Here is a 26,012-nt window from a genome sequence, read left to right as displayed (position 1 = left end):
GACGCGTCGCTACAGGACGAGAGCGTGTCAGTACTAGGTAACTGCGTGTCACTGACTAGCGGGAAAATGTTTATTCGGACGTGCGGTGACGTTCGGGTATGACTCGCCCAATTTTATCGACCGAGGGGTTGACCAAGCGCTTCGGCTCCCTCGTCGCGAACGACGAACTCTCCGTAACCGTCGAGGCGGACACGATCCACGGGATTATGGGGCCGAACGGCTCCGGGAAGTCGACGTTTTTCAACACGGTCACAGGCTTTTACCGCCCCGACGGCGGCACCGTCCGGTTCGACGGGGAAGACGTGACCGGCTGGAAGCCCGACGAGATCGCGCGGCGTGGGCTCGCGCGGACCTTTCAGATCCCGTCGCCTTTCGAGGATCTCACCGTCAGGGAAAACATGCTCGCCGTCTTCACCGGGGGGCTCCGCTCCGGAGTGCGGGTCCCCGACGAGAAGCGCTCGCGCGCCGACGAACTGCTCGAACTCCTCGAGATCGACCACGTCGCCGACCAGGAAGCCGGCGGGGTCTCTGGCGGCCAAGAGAAACTGCTCGAACTCGGGCGCATCCTGATGCTTGAACCGGCCTGCGTGATGCTCGACGAGCCCACCGCGGGCGTCAACCCTTCGCTGCGGAACCGCCTGCTTGACCACTTGGAGACGCTCAACGACCGCGGCACGACGTTCGTGATCATTGAACACGACATGCGGGTTATCGCAGACGTCTGCGACCGCGTGACCGTGTTCAACCAGGGACAGGTCCTCGTCGAGGGCGACTTCGAGTCGGTGACGAGCGACGAGCGCGTCCGCGACGCGTACCTCGGGGGCGCGGCCGACCACGACGCGTCGCTGGAGACGCTCATCGGGGAGGAGGAGGGGGAGACAGGGAGAGCCGCGGTCGACGACGCGGCCACGGACCCGACGCCGGCCGCCGCCGGCGGCGCGGTAGCTACCGGGAGTGCGGGCGCGTCGTCCGGGGCCGCGGCGACGGGTGCCACAGCCAGTACGGCGTCCGCGCGCTCCGAGGCCGGCGCGGCGCCCGACGGAGAGTCGTGGCTCGTCGGTGAGAACCTCGTCAGCGGCTATGGGAACCACCGTGTCGTTGATGGGGTCTCGGTCGAAAGCCGGGACGGCGTCACCTGCGTCTTCGGGCCAAACGGGTCGGGGAAGTCGACGCTTTTGAAGACGCTCGCCGGGGTCGTCCCCGCGTGGGAGGGGACGGTCAGGCACCGCGGAACCGACCTGACCGGCAACAGACCGGCCGAGAACGTCCACCGCGGGGTGACGATGCTCCCGCAGGACGGCGGCATCTTCGGCAACCTCACGGTCCGCGAGAACCTCCTTCTCGGCGGGTACACCGTCGACGACGGGGCCGTCCGCGAAGAGCGGTTCGACGAGGTCCTGTCGGCGTTCCCGGAACTGGAAAATAAACTCGACAAGAAGGCGCGGTCGCTGTCGGGCGGCCAGCAGATGATGCTCAGCTACGGGCGCGCGATGATGACCGGCGCGGAGGTGTACCTCCTTGACGAGCCGTCGAGCGGGCTGGCTCCCTCCCTCATCGACCAAGTGTTCGAGATGACCCGGCGGCTCGTCGAAAGCGGCGCACAGGTCGTGCTCATCGAACAGAACGTCCGCGAGGCGCTGCGGATCGCCGACTATGTCTACATCTTGGCACAGGGGCAACTCCAGTTCGAGGGGACGCCCGACGACCTGACCGGCGAGGACGACCTGGTGGAACTGTACCTTGGGCTGGACTGACGCCCGCCGACTCATTTCCACACCCGTTGTCTGTCTCGCCGCCCGGCTCGCCGGATGCACCCGTCACCACCGCGAGCCGCAGAACTGATCAGAATCTTTCGTAACAAACTATATGTGTGCCCGTATCACACAAGGCATATATGGGAGACAATCCCGCAGACCGTGTCAGTAGACGCTCGTTTGTTAAATACAGCGGCGCCACCGGCGTCACCGGTGTGCTAGCCGGCTGTAGCAGCAATGGTGGCGGCGGGGGCGACGGGAGTGATGGAAGTGATGGAAGTGATGGGAGCGACGGGAGTGGCAGCAGCGACGAGAGCGACGGGAGCGACGGCAGCAACGCCGGCGACGCGCCCGACGAGGTGATCATCGGCTCGAACCACCCACTGAGCGGATCGCTCAGCAACACCGGTGAGCGGATGGATCAGGCTGTCAAACTGGCAGCGATGATCAAAAACGAGGCGGGCGGCATCGAGTCGCTGGACGGCGCGGAACTCAGCGTCGTCAGCGGGGACAACGAGGGGGCACAGGAGCTCGGCGGCGAGGTCGCACAGGAGCTCATCGACGAGGGGGCGAGCGTGCTGACCGGCTGTTACTCCTCGCCGGTGACGAGCGCGGCGACCCGGACCGCGGAGAGCGCGGGCGTGCCGTTCGTCATCTCGGTTTCCGTGGCCAACTCGATCCTCCAAGAGACGCAGCTCAACTACGCCTACCGGCCCCAGCCGCCGGCGAACCAGATGGCGGTCGACCACGCGCGCCTGCTCGCCGACGCAATCCGGAACGCCGGCGAGGAGATTGAGACCGCAGGCCTGTTCTACATCGATATCAGCTTCGGGCAGTCGGTGCGCGACGCGCTCCGCGAGGAACTCCCTGCCAACGATATCGAAATCATCGCCGAGACCGCCTACGAGCCGGGCGACACCGCTGACACGCAGGTCACGACGCTCCGGGACGCGGACCCGGATGCGGTGATCGCGACCACCTACCGGTCGGGGACGATCGAACTGGTCAACGCGATGAACAACCAGAACTACCAGCCGAAGTACGTCACCGGCTGTTCGAACGCGGCAATGAACGACGTCAGCGCGCTCGAAGAGATGGGCGAGACCGTCGAGAGCGGGTTCGCGACCAACTTCGCACTCGACCCGACCTCCGACGCCGCGTCCGAGGTTCGGTCGCGCTTCGAATCAGAGTTCGACTCCAGTTTCGATGCGAACGTCGCAATGACTTATGCGGCGACCCAGGTCATCATCGCGGCGATAGAGGAGGCGGGGTCGGCCGACCCGGACGACATCAACAGCGCGTTAGGGGAGATCACCGTCGAAGATCACATCGCGGCGATGCCGCCGATCACTTTCGCCGATAACGGTGAAAACGAGAACTCGCTCGCCCCGCTGTTCCAGATCCAAGACCTCGAAGACCGCGTCGTCGCACCTGAGGAGTTCGCTGAGACCGACGTGCAGTTCTGACCCACATGCTCTCTTCGTTTTTCCTTGACGCCTGCGGTCGAGAAGCGGCTACCGTCGCCGGCGCGCTTTACGCGACTGTGGAGCCGGCCGTTCTCGGCCTCGCGCTTCCGTCTCCGACAATCTTCGCGCAGTACTTGGTGTTCGCCGTGTTGCTCGGGGGGATATACGGCCTCGTCGCGCTCGGGCTGACGATGATATTCGGCGTGATGGATGTGATCAACTTCGCGCACGGCGCGCTGATGGTGGTCGCGATGTACACCGTGCTCGTGTTTTCAGACGCCACGGGGCTCTCGCCGTTCTTCGCGATCCCCTTCGCCGTCGTGCTGCTTTTCGTCGTCGGCATCGCTATCTACCGGTCGACGATCGCGCCCATTATCGACGCGCCACAGGAGAACCAGCTCATCGTCACCTTCGGCGTCCTGTTGATACTCGTCAGCGGCGTCGAGATGGTGTTCGGCGCGGACCCCCGACAGCTGGGGCTCGACCTCGGCTCGCTCGAACTCTCCGGCGTGTTCGTGCCGCGGGGACAGCTGTACGCGCTCGTCATCGCGCTCATCGCGCTTTCGGGGACGTGGCTGTTCCTCCAGCGGACGATGCTGGGCCGGGCGATCCGCGGGACCGCCGACAACCGCGACGGCGCGCAGTACGTCGGGATCGACGTACCGCGGATCGACGCGCTCACGTTCGGGATCGGCGCCGCGTTGGCCGGTCTCGCGGGAGGGGTCATCCCCCTCTTCCAGTCGTTCACGCCGGCGCTCGGCGACCAGTACCTGATAAACGCGTTCGTCGTCGTCGTGTTGGGCGGGCTCGGCTCGTTCCCCGGCGCGTTCGTCGGCGGGCTGATCATCGGCTTCATCCAAGTGTTCGGACAAGCGTACTTGGGCGGCTCAACCTACCAGATCGTGATATTCCTCGCATTCATCCTCGTGTTGCTCGTAAAACCGGAAGGACTGCTCGGAGGGAGCGCCGATGAGTAACCCGCTCTCCCGCGCCGTCAGGCAATACGGCGCGTTCCGAGACGAGTGGTACGCGCTCCCGGCGTTGGTCGCGGTGAGCCTCCTCGTGCTCGCTGCGATGCCGTTCCTCCGGCAGCTCGCGCTGTTCGGAGTCGCGCCGCTCGGGTGGCTCAGCCTGAACATGCTCATCATCACCCTCGTCTGGGCGACGACCGCGCAGGCGTGGAACATCATGTCCGGGTACACCGGACAGTTCTCGTTCGGGCACGCCGCGTTCTTCGGCCTCGGCGCCTACACGACGATCATCCTGACCGGGAACTTCGGCATCTCCCCGTGGATCGGGATGCTCCTCAGTAGCGCCATCGCAGCGGTATACGGGCTTATTATCGGCGCGTTGACCTTTCGATACGACCTAGAGGGCCACTACTTCGCGCTGGCGACGCTGGCGTTCGCGGAGCTGTTACGGTACGTATTCACGAACGTCGCACAGCTCGGCGGCGCGAGCGGCTTCTTCCGTCCGCTCGCGCGGGAGTACGCCGACGGGCCGGGCCTGGTCGCTTTCCAGTTCACCGGCGACCTCCCGTACTACTACCTGATCCTCGGGTTTCTGACCGTCGTCACCGTCGTGTCGCTCGCGATCAATCGGTCACAGCTCGGTTACTACCTGTTCGCGATCCGCGAGCGGGAGCAGGCCGCGGCCGCCATCGGAGTCCCGACGTACCGGTACAAGCTGCTGGCCGTCGCCGTGAGCGCCTTCTTTACCGCGTGGCCCGGCGCGTTCTGGTCGATGTACTTCAACACGATCCGCCCCTCGACGGTGTTCGACCTGCTCGTCAACGTCGAGGTGCTCCTGCCGGCCATCGTCGGCGGGGTCGGCACCGTCCTCGGGCCGATCGTGGGGTCGCTCATCGTCATTCCGGTCGGCGAGTTCGTCCGACAGTCCTTCGAGATTCCCGGACTGAACAACGCCGTCTACGGGGCCATCCTCATCGCGATCGTGTTGTATAGCCCGAAGGGCGTTATCTCGTGGCCGTCCCGGTTCGTTGAGCTGCTCCGGGCGCGCACCGACTTCTTGGACGACGATGCCGCCTGAACCCGAACGCGAACTGGCGACGTTCGCCGCGGAGCTCGAGACGGGCGCGATTCCCGACCGAGTCTGCGACCGCGTGGGGCTCACCGTCGCCGACACCCTCGGCGCGATCGTCGCAGGGTCGACCGACGACGCGGTTGACGCGCTTGCGCGGCGCTGGACCGACGGCATCTCGGGCGGAGCGACGGTCATCGGCGCCGACGGCGGCGAGACAGTCCCGCCGCTCGCGGCGCTGTGTAACGGTGCCGCGGGGACCGTCCTCGAACTCGACGAGGGACACCGGTTCGCCGCCGGCCACCCCGCGATTCATGTGTTGCCGGCGCTCTTGGCCGACGCGGAGATCGGGTACGGCGACAGCGATGCGTTCGTGCGCTCGTTCGTCGCGGGGTACGAGGTCGCTGTCCGAACCGCGCGCGCACTCGGCACGCTCCGGTCCGGGTACCACCCGCACGGCGTGTGGGGTGCGGTCGGCGGCGCGGCCGCGGTGGCCCGCTCGCGCGAACTCGACCCGGAGACGACGCGGTCGGCTATGGCGATCGCGGCGGACTACGCCCAACACACCCGGTTCGAAGCCGCGACGGAGGGCGCGACCGTGCGGAACGCCTACGCAGGCATGAGCAACCTCGCGGCGCTGGTCGCCGTCGATCAGGCCGAAGCCGGGTTCGGCGGCCTCCAGAACGGGGTCGCCCGACATCTTGAACACGCCGCCGCGGGCGACGTTGACGAGTCAGCCCTCGCTGCCGGACTGGGCGACCGGTGGGAGATCGAACACGGGTACTTCAAGATCCACGCCGCGTGCCGGTACACGCACCCGGCGCTGGACGCCGTCGCCGCACTCGAAGCCGAGGTGGATCCGAGCGCGGTCGAGTCGGTCCGCGTCGAGACGTACCCGGCGGCCGCGCGGCTGACGGAGCCGCGGCCGCGGAACCAGCTACAAGCGAAGTTCTCGATCCCCTTCGCGGTCGCAACGGCGCTGCTTCGCGGTGACTCCGGGCCGCCCGCGTTCACGGACGAGGCGATAACGCCCGAGGCGATCGCCTTAGCCGAGCGCGTAACCGTCGCGGTCGACGACGATATTGCCGCCCGCGCCCCCGAACAGCGGGGCGCCCGTGTGACGGTCGAGACCGCGGACGGGCGACGGTCTCACGAGGTCGCCGCCCCGCGCGGAGGCGAACACAACCCCTTCGAGGAGGCGCGGCTCGAATCGAAGTTCCAGAACCTAGTCGCGCCGGTGATTGGAGCGGACCGGGCGACCACGCTCTGGGAGCGCGCCAGGGCGCCGGCGCCGCCGCGCGTCCTCTGTACGCTCGCGAGCCGGTAGCGTCCGACCGTTTTCCACGACCGTCGCGTCCCATACGCTTTTGTCCGCGACGTACGTCCTCGGTGTATGGTAGAATCACACACGCGTGAGTGGGAGCGAGCCGTCGGCGACTTCCTCGCGACGCCCGTCGAAGCGACGGCCCGGGAACACGGGCGGGCGGTGGTCGCGGACGTGCTGGCGGCCGCCGTGGCCGGATCGGTGGCGCCGGGCGTCGCCGGGGTCGCGACGGACGCGTCGTTCGCGGCGGGCGACGCAACGATCCTCGGGACAGACCGGCGAGTCGCCCCACCGCAGGCCGCCATGACGAACGCCGCAGCCGCCATCGCACAGGAGGTGGAGGAGGGCCACAACACGGGCGGCCACGTCGGTGCCGGGATCGTCGCCGGGGGGCTCGCGGCCGCGGAGGCGAACGACGTCGACGGTGAGATGTTCGTCGACGCGTGTGCGAAGGCCTACGAGGTCTGCGTGCGCCTCGAACGGGCAATATTCGCGATGAAAGCCCGGATGAACGACACGATCCCCTGGCTGGTCCGGAACCCACACTCGACGTGGACGACCGTCGGACCGGCGGTGACAAGCGCACTCTGTCTGGACGCGACCAACGAGGAGCTGCGCGAGACGTTCCGGATCGCGGCGAACCTCGCGGTGGTTTCGATGCACGATCCGTACGCTGAGGGGCCGACAGCTCGGAACTTCACCGCGGGCTTTTCGGCGCAGGCCGGCGTGACCGCGGCGCTCACGGCGATGGCGGGGCTCGAGGGGTCGGAGGCGGCCATCGAGGCGGTGTACGACCCCTTCGAGGAGCTGCTTCCGGAGGGGTTCACGAGCCAGTTCGAGACACTCGGAAAGGAGTGGGCGGTCGCGGAACACTACGTCAAGCCCTACCCCTCCTGCCGATACACCCACCCGCCGCTCGACGCGCTCCGCGAGGCGATAGACGGGCGAGACGTCGATCCGAGCGCCGTCGAGTCGATCACGGTCCGAACGTTCGCCAACGCGACCGACATGGCACACGCCGCGCCGGAGACGTTGACCGCCGGGAAGTTCTCCGCGCCGTACGTGCTGGCGACGTACCTCTGTCGGGGCGGCGTCGAACTCGACCACTTCACCCCGGCGGCGCTGGCCGACGAGACGGTCAGGGGCGTGGCCGCGCGCGTCGACCTGCGCGTCGACGACGGGTTCGAGGCGGCCTTCCCCGAGTCGTGGGGCGCGAGCGTCGCAGTCGAACTGCGTGACGGGGCCACGCTACGCGGCGCCCGCAAGTACCCCCGCGGCGACTACCGAGACCCGATGCCCGAAGCGGCGTACCGAGAGCGGAACCGAAGGCTGCTGGCGCACGGGCTCGGTGCGGGCGAGACCGGCGACGACGAGCGCGTCGACGCGGCGCTCGACGCCCTCGACGCCGTGGCGGAGCGACCAGTTCGGTCGACAGTCGACGCGCTCAGCCTGTAAAGCAGAACGAACGTTTTGGCAGGTAGAACGGACGCGACAGATACATTACCCGCCCGAGCGATCGCCTACGTATGACAAGCGACGACACACCAAACGCGGCGTCAGTCGGGGCGACAGAACGGTCGTTCAGTATCATCGAACAGTTGGGCGAACGCGGCGGGTGTGGGGTCTCGGAGCTGGCGGAGTCGCTATCGATATCGAAGAGCACGGTACACAACCACCTCCAGACGCTCCGGAGTCTGGGGTACGTCGTACAGGATGGCGACGAGTACCGGCTCGGGCTCCAGTTCCTCGGGCTCGGCGACCGCGCTCGCCAGCACCACGATCTGTACCACGTCGCCAAACCCGAGACGGACAACTTGGTTGAGGCGGTCGGGGAGCGCGCGCAGGTGATGGTCGAGGACGACGGCGTCGGCATCTACATCTACCAGTCGTTGGCCGACCAGGCGGTGCGGACGGACTCACATATCGGAACCGTCGTCGACCTCCACGCCACGTCGGTCGGGAAGGCGTACCTCGCACACCTCCCTGACGACCGCTTAGACGAGGTGCTGGAGGCGATCAGCTTCACGGAGCAAACGCCAGATACGCTGACCGAGGTCGAATCGCTCCGGGCCGAACTCAACGAGATCGCGGAGCGCGGGTACGCGTTCAACGACGAGGAGCGAACCGTGGGGATGCGCGCGGTGGGCGCGCCGATCCTCTCCGCGGATGACAATCGTGTCCTCGGCGCCATCAGCGTCTCGGGACCGACGACCCGGATGAAAGGGACGTGGTACCGCGAGGAGGTCTCCGAGATGGTGACACAGTCCGCACAGATCATCGGAATTCGGGCGACATACTCGTAGTGGTTCGGGAGAGCAGAATGACTGTTCGATTAGCTGTCTCCGCGGGCATCGACGTCGCATCAAGCGTTCGAGAGGCATGCTATTACAGTTGTACAAATGTAATGGATTGAATTACCCGTGTCGTGAGAACCGACGGCGTAAAGTTCGTTGCCGAGGGGCGGGTGTTGACCGTTTTTCGCAGTGATCTACCAGCTTAAAGTATCATATAAACTATAACATAAACAGATGATGACGACGCTGTATCCCCGCCCTGCTCCGCTTCTTTCAGTCGCTCCGTTGAGGGTGGGGGCGTAGCTCCTATAGCAAGCGAGGTGACAGAGACGCAGGCTCACACCTCGTCGTCGGACGTTGGGTCGCTCGCACAGCCACATCCCCCCTGGCGAATAAGTTCGCTCACCGGGGCGTCGGTCCCGCAGTTCTGGCAGACGGCCCGTACGTCGATGAGGACATCGTAGTCAGCGCGGTCCAGCTCGTCTGCGTTCGCGAGCGCGGTGAGCGCCGACTCCGCCACTGCTGACATCCGGCCCTGAAGCTTCTCGACGGTCTCGACCTTCCTCTTAGCGATGTCTTCGCTCGCATCGGGGAGGCTCGCCTCGCGCTCCTGCGTGAGGTACGTGTGGATCGCTTGGTGGGTGACGAAGTCGCCGGAGACTTCGTCGACGTCGACGCCCTCACGCTCCAAGCGTCGACGCGCCCGCGTCGCCGACGAGCCAGAGTCGCCGCGGATCGCTTCGTATGTACTCGATACGTCGACTGAGAGCGATGAGGCGCCGGCCTCGTCAAGGGCCGCCCGCAACACGGCCTCGTTGAACTCGTCGGCGAGGTCGCGCAGACTCGTGCGCTCACCCGACGCGCCGGTCCACGCCGCCTCCAAGTTCGCGCCCATCCCGTCGAGGTCGTACGCTCGGATCACCCGCGCCACCTTCGTGTTCACGCCGCTTGCTGCCGTGGTCATACCGGCAGTTCGACGCGAAGGGTTACAAAAACATCGGTGAGCCGACGCGAAAGCCAAAGCCGACGGGCTCGACAAGAAACAATCTGTTTATATTCACACATAATCTTGTTATTATACGTGCGGTCCGAGAGTCGCGGAATCGACGACAAACAAGCTTGAGGATCTGTTAAAAGGCTATGTCGGCCGTCAGTCGATCTGTTCGATGTAGTCGTGCTCGTCGGGGAGGGAGGTGGTGTCGCCCGGCAGCAGCGCGGCAACGAGGTAGTCGGCGTGGGTCCGGAAGTAGTCGACGACGCGCGCAATCCGGTCAGAGTCGATCGCTTCGAGCGAGTCGAGCAGGATGAACGGGACCGTCTCGTGAACGTCGTGGACGAGATAGCCCGCGAGCGCGAACACGAGCCCCGCCACCTCGCGTTCGCTCTCGGAGAGGTGGTCGACCGTGTCCTCGTAGGCCGTCCCGTCGGGCGACGAGCGGACGATGTGGAGGTCGAACTGGGTCCGCATGACCTTGCGGCGCCCCTCACGGACCTCAGTCTTCCGCCGCTCGATCCAGATCCGGTCGAGGTTGTCGTACTCTAAGATGTCGAGCACCGTCTCCATGTGGTCATTGAATCTATCGACGGCGTTCTCCTCGATGCGATCGACGCGCGTCCGCAGCTCGGTGATCCGCTCGGCCAGCTCCTCGCGTTCGGCCTTCAGGTCCTCGCGGCGCTCGATTGCCGCCTCACGGTCGTCGATCTCGTCGTCGATCTCGTCGATCTCGTCTTCGAGCCGCTCGATCCGGAGTTCGATCCCGTTCGCCTCGCGGTGGAGCTCTAACGCCTCGTCGTAGCCGTCGACGTCAATCGACTCGGCTTCCGCCTCTAGCTCCTCGATCTCCGCTTCCTTCGACTCGATCCGGTCTTCTAAGTCCGCGATCCGCGACTCGGTCGACTCGATCTCCGCCTCGACCGCGTCGAGCCGCTCCTCGGCGCGCTCAATCTCGCGTTGGGCCTGCTGGATCGACGACTGTCGGTCGGTGAGATCCTGGATCTCCGTGCGGATCTCGTTGCGCTCGTCGAGCTTGTCGGAGCGGAGTTCCCGCAGCCGTTCGAGGGTCGCCTCGATCTGCTTGGTCTCGACCTCGGACCCACAGGTCCAACAGACTGTCCGATCGCCCCCGGTCAGCGCGGCGGTCGGGTTGTCCCCGGTCGTCCCCTCGTCGACGTCAAAATCGATCTCCGCGTCGCCCACCATGTCCTCGTTGAAGCTAATGACGCTGCCGAGCTCGTTGATATCGTCGTCGAGCGATCGCTTCCGGCTGCGCAGCTCGTCGATGCGGCCAGCCAACCGGTCCGCGTTCCCATCAGGTTCCTCGGCCGCCTCGACCGTCTCTCGGAGCTCCTCGCGCTCCGCGTTCAGCTCCGAGAGCGTCGAGCGCTCAGTCTCGAGGTCGAATTTGAGGTCGTCAAGCTCGGACCGGGCGTCCCGGACCCGCTGGAACGCCTCCTCCATCTCTTGTTTGCGCGTTCGGCTCTTCTCGACGCCGGCGTCGAGCTGGTCGAGCTTCTCGCGGACCGATTCGAGCTCCGCTTTTGCCTCTTCGAGCTCTTTGATCTTCTCGCTGCGATCGGCTTCAAGATCGGGGAGATCTCGTTCAAGACTGTCGAGCTGCTCAATTTCGGACTCCAACTCGTCGCGCTCACGCTTACACTCGCGGATCTCCGCGTCGATTGCGTCGGTATCGATCGGGCGCATGATGATCTCGCGGAGGTCGTCGCCGCGCGCGACGGCCCGCCGCGCTTCATTGTCTTCCAAAAGGAACGCGAACAGGTCAGCCAGTTCCGGGTCGTCGAGGTAGGGGTCGCCGCCGTACGAGACGGAGTCGCCGCGGCGCCGTAGCGTTCGGGTGTACGTATCGTCACCAAGTTCGAGGGTGACCTCTCCCTCCTCGGCGTCGCCCTTCAGCGAGCTCTGGCGGCTGCCAAGTCCGGCCATCAGCGCCTGTAGGAAGGAGGTCCGGTTCGTCGCGTTCCGCCCGGTGAGAACCGAAACGCCGTCAGAGAGCGTCACCGACGCCTCGTCGATGCCGCCGATATTGCGGACATCGACGCGAACTGAGTGCTTCGAAAGTTGAGCCATTAATTTGGCTAGGGATTGGTGCTTGCGGTGTTAAATCTGTCCTTCGGCCGGGTGGTCGGCCGCGCGTCGCCCAGGGCTGCCGGCGGGAAGCACAATTTCGGTGGTGCGGCGGCTCATTCGTCCTCACCCTCGTTACCGAAGAAAGAGAATCGATTGCGAGCGTTGAAGGGACTGAACGACTGTGCTTTCTGCTCTTGCGTCGGCTCGACCTGCTGAGAGTTCTTTCGTTCCATGGTCGGAATCGGGCTTCCCTGTCGGGGGAAAACCCTCATCTCCGGCTGGGGGCGATAATGTTGTCTTCGACGGCCGGCCGAGGGGTCCACGGCTGTCGATTGGGGTGCGGAACCGAGAGCCCCACTAAGAGCGATCGTGGAGTTGCGGGATGAAGAAGACAAGCTGGTGGCGCAAAAAAAAGAGGCCGCCCGGCCGGGCCTACTGGGGCTGGGCGAGAAGCTGTCCGTCGACGAGGGTCCGTGGAGCCCGAGTCGGAACGTTGGGCCACTCCATCGAGTCGGTCTCGCTGCCGACAGGGCAGCTACATGGGCGGTTCTCGGAAGCGTCGAAGGTCACGCCGCAGCCGAGACAGAAGTTGGTGACGTCGGGCGAGTAGTCGCCGTGGAGGTACTCGAAGGCCTCACCGGGGTCGACGGTCGTCGTCCGGCCGTAGGCCTCGTCGTAGTGCATTCCCGATGGCGTCGTCCGCCGGACGCTGTCGCTGCCGATCACGAGGTACAGATCGCCGACCCGCAGGTGGTAGCTGCGGCCTTGGGGGATGTCGTCGACCCGGCGACACTCGCCGGGGGCGAGGTCGAGATCGTCGATGGCGCGGTGGTGGTCGTCGTGGCGGGGCTCGAAGCTGTCGGCGTCGGTGGGTGTCGTGTCGAACATAGCGGTCTCTCGGGCGACCCCCTCGGGGAAGCCCTCGTCTCCGGCTGGGAGGAATAATGCCGCCGACGACGGTGGTCGATCAGGACGGGGCGGTCGCCGGAGCGCAAAAAAAGAGGCCGACCGGCTGGCCCTACTGGGAGCGGTCGGTGTAGTAGTCGGCGAGCTGGCGGAACTCGTCGTCGTGAGCGACGAGCCACTCGCGAATCGAGTAGGGAGCCTCGGCGACCTCGAGAAGTGCGAGATGGTCACCGTTCGGGAGGGTGTGGAAATCGTCGTCGCCGTGGCTGGCCGGTGCGCCGAGCGTGCAGTCGCTGTGGACCTCGCGAAGCGGCGTCCGGATCGCGTCCTCGGTGTCATGGTACTCGGAGTGGGCCGGGACGACCGTCCAGAACTGGTCGTCGATCTCGTCGTGGTAGATGACCGTCCGGTCGGTGGTGATGCCGAGCAGCCGGACGTGGCTCGTCACGGTGCTGGTGGCCCGCCCCTCGTGGGCGGTGCGTTTCTCGGTCTGGAGGACAGTCGGGTAGTCGTCGATATCGAACCACGGCTCGCTGTGGTTGAGGAAGCACGTCCGGCAGACGCGGAGTTCGCCGATGAGGAAGGTCTCGCTGCGGAGAACGGTGTGGCCGCAGTACGGCTGGATGGTCTCGACGCTGTCGGTGCTGTCGTGGGACTCGGTGTTGCTGCTCATGGTTGTCTCTCGGGCCACCCCCTCGGGGGAAAGCCCTCGTCTCCGGATGGGGGGAATAATGCTGCCCTGCGTCGACCGGCCCGTCCGGGAGATGTGCGGGAGCGGGACGGAGCCAGTCCCGTCGCGGGAGCCGAGGCCGCGGCCCGCTGGGGATTGGGCCCGTGGGCGCAACGCGTGTGGAGCGAAGCGACCGCGTGATGCGTCCGCGTGGACTGGCCGCGGCCGTTAGCGGTCGCCGTCGCGGTGCTGTTGCGGGAAGACCTTCTGCGGTAGGGCGGCGATGGGGCGTCGGCTAGAGAGGCAACCGTCCCGCAGGGACTCCGGATCAGGCCCGACGGTTGGGGAGGTGGCCGACGTCCCGTCGACGGCCGTGATCGAGTCCGCGTCGAGGCGCCCTCCTCAGCGCAAAAAAAGAGGCCGGCAGGCTGGTCAGAGTGCTTCGGTCTGGATCGAGAAGTCGTCAGGAGAGAGGCCGGGGTCGTCGACGAGGTCGGCCACGATCTCGGCGGCCGCCTCGATGGCCTCCTTGACGTCGAAGCCGAGCGTGGCCTCGATGACCTCGCCGTTGTGGACGACGGTCGCGACGACCGGGTCCATCGTGTAGACGATCAGGTCCTCCTCGAGCGACTGGTACGGCCCCGCCGAGACGAACTGGCGGGCACACTCAAGCGAGCAGAAGCCGACCGTCCCGTAGTCAGCAACCATCCCACGGGCGTCACACCCGAGCAGGAGTTTCAGCTGGTCGTCGACGTCGTCGTGACAGCCCTCACAGGCGCACTCGATCTCGTCGTCAAGGGTAGTCGTCAGGTCAAACTCGGACTGAGGCGTCGAACCGCGAAGCGTTTCGGTCATGGTGGTTGGTCGGGTCACCCCCTCGGGGGAAACCCTCACCACTGGTGGGAAGGAAAAATGTCGTCAGCTGAAGCCCCGACAAGACTCGGCCGTAGCCGGTGTCTCCGACACCGTGCTGAACGGTGGGTTAGTAGTCACTGCTAACGTCACAACCAGCCGTCCCATTGGGGCCGTTACGAGTGGGGAGTCAAACAACGATTCCCCCACTGGTAACCCCTCGAGATCGGCCCCGATCAGACCCGAGTGATCGACCGTCTCCACTACAGGCTGGTTGCGGTTCCGTCAACTGCCGCAACAAACCCACCAGTCACCGGGCCATAGAGAGGGGGTCACGACCCCTGCTGAGAAGCCGGTCAGAGGACCCGGCGTTTGCAGTCACTACAGGCGACGTCGCCACCCCCGAGACGAGTCGCGGCGTCACTCGAACAGAAGTCACAACCCTCCGATCCACTCCGGGCGTTCATCGACAGCAACGCAGCGAAGACGATGCCGACGAGCAGGGCGATTGCGGTGCCGAACGACGCGGTGAAAACGACGAGTGCGAGGAGCGTATTCATCTTGGGAAACCTCACCGCTGGCTCGACCAAAATAATGCTATCACTGGGTTGGGGCCTGCCGCCACTCCGTCCGGATTCAGACGGTGTCGTCTCACCGTGTTGAGACAGAACGAGGCCCCACCGGAGGTGGGTGGCTCGTGGACGCTATTCTGTATACCAGATTTCTGAGAGATTCTCGGTGGGGATACTGGCGATGACTCCCGCCAAGAGGGAGTCGTCGAGGTGGGGGCAACCCACCCAACAGAACAGTGACCAACTGTCCTCGAGGCGTGTCGGTCGCGACCACTGTTGGTGGGGTGGACCCGACACCGTTCGGTCCCCGTCGGCTGTCAGACTCGAAGCGGTCACCTGCCGTGTCTGTAGTGGTGGCGATCCGTCGCTGGTGACGGCTGACAGCGTCGTAGTCAGAATACTGAGAGGTCTACCTCGCTGTGGATCCTGATCGTCGGATCCGAGCCGAGGGCCACCGATGGTGAAGCGGCGACTGGTCGCCGCGTCTGTGGTCTCGAGGAGAGGCGGTGTCGATGCCGACTGGTGACCACGTTGTGACCTCGGTCGGGAGACGCCGCGAGTCGAGATCGACGAGTCGAGTCGCATCGACAAGCCCACCCGGACGAGGGGATCAGTAGAGTCGGTCGCCGACGTCGGAGGTGAGAATCCCGCCGGGGTCGAAGCCGTTCCACACGGCGTGTGATCGTGGCGATGGTGACAGCCGGTCGGCGTCTGCGGTCGACTTGTCATCGGCTGACTCATAAGGTTCCTGAAACAGTCACCACAGCCACGACTCGGCGGTGAGAGACTGGTCGACAGCTAGTGTGTTGAGGGAGTCTCTCGTCTGTGGATCGGACGGCGTGTCGACGGCAGTCGACTGGTCCCCAAGGGGACTGTCCCGGTGGCGGTCATCGACCGTCAGGAGATGTGGAGTCTACCGAGACGATCGTGGTCGTCGAGACGACGAGTCGTGTTGGGTCCGGGGTCCACTTGACCCGTGGGGAAGTGTGCTGAGACTATTTCGAGATTCTGAGAGGATTCGTGAGTCACGCAGTGTCGATGAGGCGGTGGCAGTGCCGACCGCCGTGTAGTGGTGTCCCCGTCTTGCTGGCCGACTGCCCTCTGCGGTCAGTCTCGATCTTGGTGGTCGACCAGCTGGTGATGCTTCTGTCTGAGGTCCTGTCTCTTCATGTCCCCTTCAGGGGACTGCTGGGGTGATCCCGGTTGCCTGCTGTATCAGGCATCTTACTCTTGGCCCTTGGGCCTGAACACCCCCACCCAACGGGGGTATTACCCGGTATATCTCAGACGCCGCTGGCAAAATCGGGGGTGTTCTGAGAGGGTGAAAATAAGTCGGTCTCAGAAAACGGCTGAAACGGCTTTCTAGAACACGCTCAGGTATGCGAGCGAGTCATATTAGTGTGTAGTCCCATAATGTGAGTTAGACCCCCTTGACACACGCCGCCGTCATGCGATTTTGAATCCATGTCAAGGGGGTGGTCTAGATTGGGTTGTAAATCGACCAGAATCCACCCCCGTCACATTAATTTCACTGCTCAAGGCCGAATAGTCAGAGATGTGGTACTAAAAATTGAAAATAAAGGTCATTCTGAGAGTCCAACACACAGTACACCTTTGCCGTCATGCGATTTTGATTTGCGTCAAGGGGGTAAGTTCCGGTACTGCCCGACCCCCTTGACGCGCCTCCCGTATGGTTATTTTCAGGTTTTACTATGTCCCCACATTCCGCATATTAGATGTTGGAATTAACTAGATGGCCCCCGAGTGGATTCACAGTATAGTATACAGGGTAGAATTAGAGAAATTATACTGGGCATCTGGTGGGGATCTACCCCTTGACATAGCCCGCAGTCATGCGATTTTGATATCTATGTCAAGGGGGTGTATCGCCCCGGTCCAAAGTAGGCACTGTTGAGTGTTGTTTGTGCTCAATAGCAACGTGGCGGAGTGGCTAGATAAGCGCCTGTGACGAGACAAAAGTTGGCGCTAGAATAGTCGAGGTTGGGTGGTTGGTGACAAACTTGTGTGTCGTCAAATTCCAGCTCATAGCTGAGGCCACTACATTCAGCAAATGGTGAACCGCAGGTGATTACAGAGCTAAAACAAACATATGAATGCTGATAAAAGTGCCAGAGAAAAGTGAACGTCAGAGGAAGAACTTGACGTTGAAAGCGTACGTGTGAAGTCGCTATTCGTCCTCGGGAGAGAACTTGCCTTTGAGCTCTAAGAGATTCTCGCCCTCTGCTGTGAGTTCAATTCCGTACCAGACAGTTGGCCGGCTACCATCCTCAAGTTCGGGCCGACCTTCCTTCAGTTCGACGTCGACTTGCGCTTTCAGTGGGCTGGTGAACGCACCCGGAGCGTACTCTTGGATCGCTACATCATCCACCGACGTATCAGTACTGTTACGGATGTGCCGGAGGCAGATTTGCGCCCACGAGTTGAACGCATCGCGGAGTTCGGCCTTCGGAACGAACACCGTCTCGTCGGTGTCGGTCGTGATCGTCTCGTCTTCCGTGTTGGTGTAGCGACGGAGGAACTGCTTCAGTGGGTCGGGCATGTCGTCCCCGATGAGCGGCTGGCCATACTTCCGGTGGATGCTGTCGAACGCCACGTCTTCTGTGTCGACCGAGGGCGTCGTCGAACCACTCTCGTCTCCGCCCGAGTCACTCCCGGATCCACTACTGTCCGCGAGGCGTGCGGGCGTGTATCCTGTCGTGTATTCGATATCTTTGAGAACTGGGAAGTAGACATCATCCGGGAGCTTGAGGTTGCGCTTCCCGGCTTTGTTCCTGCCCGGCGAGTCGGCATTCTGTTCGTCCGAATCACCGCCGGAATCATCGCTACTCTCGCCGAATTGTTCGAGGTCATCAGGCTCGCAATAATCATGCTCGATCGCGTATCCCACAAGCCCCTTCAGCGGGATAGGCGTGTGCTCTGGAACGAGGTTGTTCTGCCGCGCGTAGGTCCATAGATGCAGGTACTCTAAATCATCGAGATTCTGACCACTTGCGGAATCCTTCGGGTCGCGCTTGCCCATGTCACAGAGCGCAAAGTGTTGGAAGTTATAGAGTGCCTCCCGCTTGTGGCAGTAGGCAGTTTCGTCGTCAATCACGACGAAGTAGTTCTCCGATTCACCGAAGTGACCGAAGGGGTTTTTCCCACGGGATCCGGGCGTGAGTCCAAGGTCGCGCAGGTCGAGGTTCCAGAGGGGGTTGTGGCTCCCAGTGAGCTCGCGATAGTCGCCCGCTTCGATCCGGTCTTCGATCTCCTGTGGGTCGATATCCATTGCGGTGCTGGCGTCGTTCACAAGCCCCCCAATGTTGCCCGTCGCAGCGGGGTGTTGTGACGGGTGGATTGTGGGGATGAATCCGAACAGCGAGAGGGGTGGATACACCGCGTTTTGTTCAGGGACAGGATCGAGAACATTACCCTCGCCGCGAAGCGTGTTCGCGTCGCCAACAGGCCACCTGTGAGCGGCTGTCAGCGCCCCCGTGTCAGCGTCGGGATCAGCCGGGATGATGTGGGGGTCACGAACGGGCAGATCCACGCCCGTTTCCGTCCGGTCGATCGCCCCGACAGTCTGGGGCAGGTCGTGCGCTGTGGGATAGCCAAGCGACGACGGATCCATCCCGGTTGGGTACTCACCAACTGGGTCCGACCGGTCGGCGAGCGCCCGCATCCACGCAGGGGCCGTGGCCGGTCCCTCACTCTCGTCGTCGGTAGTCGTCGGGCCATTCCCCATCGTCAGTCGAAGCGCCCACTCAGCCGGCGGCGTGAGCGCAAGCCAGCCCTCTTGGAGGAAGTCGTCAAGGTCGCGTTTCTCATCGCCAAACTGCGGCAACTCTAAGAGCCACACGTTCGTCCCACCGTAGTTTGTGTGGGTCGGCTCCTCGTCGGGCGTCAGCGCCGTCTGTCCGTCCGCGTCGGCGCTCTCAGCAGTCTCGTCTGTCTCGGTGTCGACGTCAATGACGCCAAGCCGCGTCGCGACTTCCTCCCAGAGCTCGTGATCATCTTCGTTGGGGTCGGCGTCGCCCTCGAGGACTTCTTCGCGGTAGACCTCGGCGGCGGCTTGGACCGTCCCGGTGAACGTATCGTCCGGCGACGGCGTGTGGGTGTCCAGTACCCGGCCCATATTCACGGCACTATCCACGCCGGGCCCGTACTGGTGGATCTCGATGACCTCACTGATCGGGCCTCTCCCGTGGAATTCGCCTTCGGACTCTAGCAGGTGAACCGGGACTTCCTCCGCAGCGACCGGCGTTTTCTCGTCTGCGTCGACGTCGGCGTCAGCCGGCGGCGCGACGCGAATGTCCTGATCGTCGAGTTTGTCTTGGAGCGTCCCGTCGCGAGCGGCCTCAAGAACCAGCTTCCGGGTGAACATCTCGTCGCCGGGGAACTCGCCGGTACAGAACAACTCGCGGATGTTCATGTCGCGTTCACACTCACGCTCGTCGTGGTCCCGGTCTTCCTCAGCCAGTACCACCCGCTTTGGCGGGTCCGAATCTTGGAGGAAGTACACGTCGGGGATCTCCCGGCGCTTGATGATCTCCGCGAGCACGTCGCGGTGCTTCATCTTGAACGACTTCGTCACCGGAGAGATGCACGGGATGCCGTGGGCGTGAGCGGTAATCGCGTCGGCCATCCCTTCCGTAATCGCGAGCGGTTCGCCCTCGACAATGGTCTCCCGGCCGTAAATCGGCTCGTCGGCGATAGTGTAGTTCTTCGTCGTCGCGAGCTTGGCGTACTTCCCCTTCGTGAAGTCGTTAGGGTGCGTGCCGTGTTCCGTATCGAAGTCGGGCTGGCGCCCGATGAAGAAGGCGACCTTGCCGTCCTCGTCGTAGTACGGGAAGATGTACCGCGCCCGGAAGAGACACGAGAGGTCGGCAGGGTCATCAGGATCGTCTATCGTGGTGTAATCGACGTACTCCTCGCCTTCTTCGTTCTCGCCGTAGGCGTCGTTTGGGTATGTGAACAGCCCGGTCGCGACCATCGTGTGGTGGCTAAAGCCCTGCTCCTCGAGGTGGAAGAACAACTTCTTGCCGAACGCAGGCGCCCACCCGAGCTGCTTGTCATCGACGAGGTCGTCGTTCCAGCCCCGATGGTCAGCGCCGAGATACTGATACGGCTGTTCGTCGGCGGCGAAGTCCTCGGGCTCGGCAATGCGTTCAGCGGCGTCTTCCGTGGACTGGATGCCGGCGGTCTGTGCGTCCTCGTTCGGCGGCATCGCGTCAGCAGCGTCGGGATCCTGCTCAACAGGGTACGCCGGGTCGGGCTCGTCAAGTGTGGTGAAGTATTCCCGCGGTGTCTCGGGCTTGCGGTAGCCCGCCTCGAACGCCTGCTCCTCGTTCCACGTGACATTCTGGTCGATCGTCGTATCCAGCTGACTGTGGAAGAAGCGGGCGGCTTCTTCGAGACACGCTTGGACTGCGCCGAGGTCCGGTGTGGGGCTCAAGCGGAGGTCTACTGGGTCGGCGTCGACGAGCGTGCTGTTAGGCTCGGCACGCGGCTCGCCGGGTGCGGTCTGTCCTGTCGGGCCTGTGTCGTCGACGTCGCTCTCTGCGTCGGCTACGTCGTCTGCGGGCGGCTCTGTCTCGCGGTCGTCCGGGTCGGTGTCGCTCCCGGCGTCCGTCTCGGCGCCGTCCTCGCTCCCAGCGTCAGTCTCGGCGCCGTCGACGTTCGGTGTCTCCGTCTCGGCGTCGGACGTGGTGTCTGCGTCGTCCTGATCCCCGGCCTCGCTGTGCGCGCCTGTGCGCCCCTCTGAGCCATTCCGACTCTCGGACGGGGCGTTGGTCGTCTCGGTGTCGGTTGCGGCTTCCTCGTGTGTGCTGGCCGTGTCTGGCTCCGCGCTCTCACCGTTCGCGTCCGCAGGCGTGGGGGACGCATCTTCGCTGTCGTCCGTGGCGGGTGTCTCTCCCCCACCGTCCGGGCCGTCGTCGCTATCATCGGACCCGTCGCCGCCGGAACCGTCGCCGCCGGAGTCGTCGTCGCCAGAACTGTCGTCGGAGTCCGAGTCGTCTCCACCTACGGGATACGCATCCCGGCTGAACGCTGCGGCGTCGATTTCCGGGCCCTTTTCGTCCCGTGGGGTGTTGATCTTGAGGTGGTCAGAGTCCGCGTCTTGATACACGGCCCCGTGGTTGTATGCTGCCTCGATGGTCTTGGTTACTTCCTCACCGTCAAGCCCGTGGAACATCTCGAGCCCGATGGTTACCTCGCTCTCCGTGAGTGGCTCATGCGGGTCGGCGTCGACTTCATCAAGAACAGTGGCCCAGAACGCTGGGACAGTTCGATCGCCGAGAATGAGTTTCTTTCCGGATTCTTTGATGACGCCAGCTTCTACACCTGCGCCGATAGCGGCCTGCGCCATCGGTTTCTTGAAGTCGAACTCAACACGAAGGCCCATCATCGTCCGCGGAACGGTCAGCCCCTCGTCGTGGTCGCGGCCGAGTGCGTCCCACACGGGCACCCAACTGTCCCGGCGCTGTATCTCCGCAACCTCTTCTTCGGTGAGGTAGTCCTCATAGGCGTCACGCGGGCCGGGCAGCCGGACGGCGTTCTCACCGGCAGGCACGAGCTCTTCTTCTGCGAGCCCGATCCGGATCGCGTCGGCCGCTTGCGTGCCACGGATGCCGGGCCCGTACCGAAGCGCACCGGGGAGGTTGTCCCGGAAGATGGCCTCCGTCTGGTTCACGTTCGCCGAATCCCATACGTCCTGCCAAAAGGCGGCGTCGGTGGGGTCTTTCGCGCCGAAGCGGTCGGTGACCGCATCGTAGTCGATGTCGATATCGTCAGGCGAGCTATCCTCGTCGACGGCGTCACTGTTGGCGATGTAGTAGGTGCTCAAGTTTGTCATGGCGGCTGCGTAACTGAACGTCACGGCGTCGATCGGGCTCGTCTCGTCGGCGCCCGCGTCATCGTCAAGGATACCGACTGGCCCGTCCGTATCGCTGTCGGCGCCGAACGGGTCGTCTTCATCCACGGTCGTGTCCACGTTCGGGGTGGGTTCCTCGTCAGGCGTATCGGCGTCGTCCGTGGCCGCTGTGTCGCCCTCACCCGAGGTTGCGTCGTCGTGGATCCCGACAGGGTCGTTGGAGTTGTCTCCGATGTCGAGCCCACCGATGTCTTCGTACATCGGCATGTGCTTCTCAGGGACCATCGGCTCCAGCGCCTCATCGGGGATGGTCGTGTACTGCTGACCGCCGGTCACGGATTCACCAGTTGGGCTGTCGGGGTTGTCCGGGAGTTCGTCTACCACCACGCGGTTCGGGATGGGAACTGCCTCTCGAGTGAACCCAGCTCTGTGTAGATCAATGTCCGACTCGGCATCCGTACTGGCGGTCGCTTCGGAGTCGTCGTCGGGTTGATTCAGTGCTGCTTGTACCGGTACGTCTTCGATGTTGTCATACTGAGATTGTGAGGTGTCTGTATCGGCGGAGCCGGCGTCGGGTTCGTCTTCGCCATCAGTGGGCGTCGCTTCTTGAGTCTCGTCTGTCGCATCTTCGCCAGCGGGAGAGAGGAACGACGGAAGTGAGGTTTGGATGATGTTCCATTGATCCTCAGTCGGTATCTCCTCAAACTCCCGCTCCGGGACGAACGGCTCGTAGACGAGTTGCCAGTCCTCGCGAAGGTCGCCAAGCGTCCGGTAGCGCTGGACTTCGCCGCCGGGGTAGACCACCCACTCGTTGTTGTGGTCGTCGTACCGGCACCACACGTCGAACGCGTTCGTTGACCCAAAGCCCTCGTCCATCCGGAGGGCGCCTTTCTTCGCGCCAGTCATGCCGTCGTACAGCTGAATCTCGTCGTCGTGGGTGTTGACCCACACCGCTTGCTTGCCCTTCCTGATGAGCGCGTGCTTGCGCTCACCGTCCGTTGGTGTCCCCAACTCGAGGTAGTCCGTCTTGTTGTAGTACAACGGCATCGGGTCGCGCTCTGTGAGGTCTCCGGCGTCACTCGGGTCTTCATTGGGGCGCATCCGGAGATGATCCCGAATGAACATCGGATCTGAGAGGATGTGGTCAACCCGAGCAGCTGGTGCTGTCCGATCTTTAGCCTCCATTTCCGGGGTGACGAACATAACCCGACGGTCGTTGCGAACCGACCGGGCGAGGTTCTGGAGCGTCCGGGCTGGCTTCTTGTACGTCGATGTCTCCGCTTCAATGGTGATCGCACCGCCCCCAGAGAGGTCTGCGGCAATCGGGTAGTCCTTCTTGAACTTCTCAATCAGGCGCGACGCCCGTTTTGTATCGACTGTCCCCCTGATCGGCGGGTAGGCAACTGCGTCCGGTAGGCTCGCCTCGTGGTCCTGCCGGACGACGGTGACTTCCATCCCGATAGCCGACAGCATCACGAACGACCGGCGAATCACTTCGTTGTGCTTCTCTGTCTCAGGCCGCCAATCCTCATCAGCCTGCTCAAGAACCGACCGGATCCCCTTGTCCGTGATCGACAGTTCCGTCTCCGGGTCGGTGATCCGAACCTGTCCTGTCGGCGTCCCGCCCGTCCCCCGGACGCTGGTTTCCTCTTTTTCATCCTCGGGGTCGGCCAGCTCAACATACTCTTCATCGACGAGGATTCCGTCAGGCAACTCCTCGAAGTCCGTCGACGTCCGGCGGTGGAACCCCTCGTTTGCGGCCTCGACACTTACCGAGAGTGTGTCGTCGCCGTCCATCTCCGGCGGGTCGATATTCAACGCTGGGGCGGGCTCAAGCGTCTCGTATGCGCCGGGCAGCGTATCGAGTGCGTTCTGCCGGATCTGTTCAGCCCACACTGCTTCGAGGAAGCACTTCGTCAGGTCGTGTTCGCCCCCGAGATGCATCAGGGCGTGTTCCGACTCGTCAAGGTTTTGCTCGAGTGCGTCGACGCCGTACTCCTTGAGGTTCTCCCCGATGATCGCTTCGGCTTCTGCCGGCGTCCGCCGTGCGGGATACGGCGCAAAGGTGTCGGGCGCAAGCGGGTCCGACCGCATCGGCCCGTCCTCGTCCATCGTGGAGATCGTCGTCAACGCGGTGTAGGCAGGCAGCGACTGGATCGTCCCCGAGTCGATATCGTCGTCGTCGAACCGCTCAGCGATGATCTGGGCGTCATCAACTTCTGTCACACCGAAGCTCAACAGCGTGTCCGTGTTCCCGAACATCTGCTTGAGCGTCTGGGGCGCAATCTCCCGCACCTGCGAGGGGTTCTGGAGACACGTCACAACGCCCATTTTCCCGGAGCGGGCCTTCGAGAGCATCTTGTCGAGCGCCATGTTCTCCGAGGCGATGTCGTCAAACTCGTCCATGAACGCGAAGAACGGCTCCCGGTCGGCCTCCTCGATCTTCTCGCGTTTCCGGATGGTCGACCACACGCGGCGCATGATCCCCGTCGAGACGACCTTCCGGATCTCGTCAGACCGCACCGTGTTCCGGACGAGAATGATCTTCCCCTCTTCGACGGCGTGCGAGAGGTTGATCGTTCCATCTCGGTGGGCCACAATCCCCCGGCTGATGGGGTCTTCGACCCAGTCTTGAATCCGGCGGAGAACCGGGTCGATTTCCTCGGTGTCCATCTCCGCGATTTTCGTGGTGTACTCGTGGATGAAGCTCATCCCCTCTTGGCTGACGACGTTCGAGAACTTCGCGCGGCTCTCGTTGTCGGCCAGCACGTAGTACATATCGACGAGGGTGAACTTCCGTCGCGACCGGATCATCGCCCGAGCGATATTGGACGTGATCCCCTCCATCTTCGGGCCCCAGTACTCACCGCCACGCAGGACCGCCCGGAGGTCGTTGATGATGGACTCCACCTCGCGGTCGAATTCGATCTCCGTCTCACAGTCGCCGGGCTCGAGGAAGTTGATCCCCGCGACTTTCTCGAAGGTCTCACTGCCCGGTTCAACCCAGATAATGTCGTCCATCCGCTCGTCGGGCAGCTGCGTGATCAGGTCGTCGACGGTGTCGCCCTTCGGGTCGATGAAGACGAACCCGTGGCCCTTCCGGGCAATCTGGTTCATCATCATGTTCAGGGTGGTGGATTTGCCTTTCCCCGTCGACCCGAAGATCGTCATGTGGCGGAACCACGAGAACGGCTCAAGCCCGATTTCCCGAATCCCGTCCATCGGGTTGCTGTCGTACCCCAGCCAAATCGGTTCGTCCGGGTGGTGGGTGTGCGAGTGAACGAGGCGATCACGCACGTCGAAGCCCGCAAACAGGTCGCCGTCCTCGGCGGCGCCGTTCCCGCTGGCGGTCGCCGTGAGCTCGAACGGGAAGTAGCGCTGGAGTCCCGGCTCCCGACGAAGCTGGACATCTGTATCCGACTGATCGTAGGTGTAGTGTTGGTGGTGGGCGGGGTTTTCGCGACCGCGTGTGTACGGGCTTGGTGGGCCAGTCTCGTCGCCCGTCGTTTGCGGCAGGTCTTCTTCGGGCTTTGCCGGAAGGTCGGCCACGCCCTCGACGTCGTCTTCCGGGTGTGTGCCGCTCGGGCCGTTCGTCCCCTTCCCAGACTCGGCGTGGTCTGTGGTGTCGTCCGTGGCTGGTGTCTCCTCTCCCTCGTCTGACTCGGGCGTCTTTCGGGCACCGGGGGCGTCAAACACGTCGTCGCGCTTGTCTAGCTCCTCAAGATCGACCCCGAGTTCCTCGGCCCGTCGGTTCTGGAACTTCCGGACGAGGTTGTCCGCGACGTGGTCGTTGTATTGGCTTTTGATCTGTTCACGGGTGAGTTCGCCGTAGATGAACTGGCGATATAGCTCGTTGAACGCTTCTTGCTTCTCAGGCGTCGAGTCGACGTCAACGGTCGCGGTGGGTGTGTCGGGCTCCGTGTCGGTGGCCTGCGTCTGGTCATCGAAGAAGAATCGGAGAACTGTTCCGAGTCCCTTCATGAACACGGAGTCTTCCTTCTCTGTCGGGTCGGGGCCGACAGTATCCGACTCTTCAACTTGGTCACCAGAGAGTGACGCCATCGCAGACGCCTCGCCACCGAGTTCGGATAGGTCACGGTTCACCCGCATGTCTGGTGGCATTGCTGTCCGATTTGCTTGTGCGGGAGGCCGGTTGCCGACGCCTTTGCGTGTCC

General features: G+C 63.8%; 14 protein-coding genes. 7 read left to right on the top strand and 7 right to left on the bottom strand.

What is annotated here, in order from left to right:
* Positions 1 to 98: 98 nt before the first annotated feature.
* The 7 genes from DVK06_RS14835 (at position 99) to DVK06_RS14805 (ending at position 8,887) form a co-directional block, all read left to right on the top strand.
* Entirely contained in the window at positions 99 to 1,754 is a 1,656-nt protein-coding gene (locus DVK06_RS14835; RefSeq protein WP_121600861.1) for an ATP-binding cassette domain-containing protein, read from the top strand.
* Between the two features lie 140 nt (positions 1,755 to 1,894).
* Complete coding sequence (locus DVK06_RS14830; protein WP_121600860.1) at positions 1,895 to 3,220, top strand: ABC transporter substrate-binding protein; 1,326 nt, start codon at positions 1,895 to 1,897, stop codon at positions 3,218 to 3,220.
* Positions 3,221 to 3,225: 5 nt separating this feature from the next.
* Positions 3,226 to 4,197, top strand: coding sequence for a branched-chain amino acid ABC transporter permease (locus DVK06_RS14825; RefSeq protein ID WP_121600859.1), 972 nt, complete (start codon positions 3,226 to 3,228; stop codon positions 4,195 to 4,197).
* Positions 4,190 to 5,269 (top strand): branched-chain amino acid ABC transporter permease, encoded by a 1,080-nt coding sequence (locus tag DVK06_RS14820; RefSeq protein WP_121600858.1) that lies wholly within the window; start codon positions 4,190 to 4,192, stop codon positions 5,267 to 5,269. Before DVK06_RS14825 ends, DVK06_RS14820 begins: the two co-directional genes overlap by 8 nt.
* Positions 5,259 to 6,587 (top strand): MmgE/PrpD family protein, encoded by a 1,329-nt coding sequence (locus tag DVK06_RS14815; protein WP_121600857.1) that lies wholly within the window; start codon positions 5,259 to 5,261, stop codon positions 6,585 to 6,587. Before DVK06_RS14820 ends, DVK06_RS14815 begins: the two co-directional genes overlap by 11 nt.
* 66 nt (positions 6,588 to 6,653) lie before the next feature.
* The gene (locus DVK06_RS14810; RefSeq protein ID WP_121600856.1) at positions 6,654 to 8,039 is read left to right on the top strand and encodes an MmgE/PrpD family protein; all 1,386 of its coding nucleotides are present in this window, start codon (positions 6,654 to 6,656) and stop codon (positions 8,037 to 8,039) included.
* Between the two features lie 71 nt (positions 8,040 to 8,110).
* Positions 8,111 to 8,887, top strand: coding sequence for an IclR family transcriptional regulator (locus tag DVK06_RS14805; protein WP_121600855.1), 777 nt, complete (start codon positions 8,111 to 8,113; stop codon positions 8,885 to 8,887).
* Between the two features lie 328 nt (positions 8,888 to 9,215).
* Here DVK06_RS14805 and rdfA read toward each other — a convergent pair whose 3' ends face one another.
* From rdfA to DVK06_RS14770, 7 genes are all read right to left on the bottom strand, one after another.
* Positions 9,216 to 9,842, bottom strand: a complete 627-nt coding sequence (rdfA, locus tag DVK06_RS14800; protein WP_121600854.1) for a rod-determining factor RdfA — start codon at positions 9,840 to 9,842, stop codon at positions 9,216 to 9,218.
* Positions 9,843 to 10,028: 186 nt separating this feature from the next.
* The gene (locus DVK06_RS14795) at positions 10,029 to 11,963 is read right to left on the bottom strand and encodes an archaea-specific SMC-related protein (RefSeq protein ID WP_121600853.1); all 1,935 of its coding nucleotides are present in this window, start codon (positions 11,961 to 11,963) and stop codon (positions 10,029 to 10,031) included.
* Positions 11,964 to 12,395: 432 nt separating this feature from the next.
* Positions 12,396 to 12,851 carry a hypothetical protein gene (locus DVK06_RS14790; protein ID WP_121600852.1) on the bottom strand — a complete coding sequence of 152 codons (456 nt, stop codon included), beginning with the start codon at positions 12,849 to 12,851 and terminating at the stop codon, positions 12,396 to 12,398.
* 130 nt (positions 12,852 to 12,981) lie between these two features.
* On the bottom strand, positions 12,982 to 13,542 hold the full coding sequence (locus DVK06_RS14785; RefSeq protein ID WP_121600851.1) for a hypothetical protein: 561 nt from the start codon (positions 13,540 to 13,542) through the stop codon (positions 12,982 to 12,984).
* Positions 13,543 to 13,971: 429 nt separating this feature from the next.
* The gene (locus DVK06_RS14780) at positions 13,972 to 14,394 is read right to left on the bottom strand and encodes a hypothetical protein (RefSeq protein ID WP_121600850.1); all 423 of its coding nucleotides are present in this window, start codon (positions 14,392 to 14,394) and stop codon (positions 13,972 to 13,974) included.
* Between the two features lie 353 nt (positions 14,395 to 14,747).
* The gene (locus DVK06_RS14775) at positions 14,748 to 14,951 is read right to left on the bottom strand and encodes a hypothetical protein (protein ID WP_121600849.1); all 204 of its coding nucleotides are present in this window, start codon (positions 14,949 to 14,951) and stop codon (positions 14,748 to 14,750) included.
* Positions 14,952 to 17,151: 2,200 nt separating this feature from the next.
* The gene (locus DVK06_RS14770; RefSeq protein WP_233561756.1) at positions 17,152 to 25,959 is read right to left on the bottom strand and encodes a type IV secretion system DNA-binding domain-containing protein; all 8,808 of its coding nucleotides are present in this window, start codon (positions 25,957 to 25,959) and stop codon (positions 17,152 to 17,154) included.
* Positions 25,960 to 26,012: the final 53 nt, after the last annotated feature.

The sequence above is a fragment of the Halorubrum sp. Atlit-28R genome (genome assembly GCF_003665955.1).
Lineage (GTDB): Archaea > Halobacteriota > Halobacteria > Halobacteriales > Haloferacaceae > Halorubrum > Halorubrum tropicale.
This window is presented reverse-complemented; position numbering and strand designations above follow the sequence as displayed.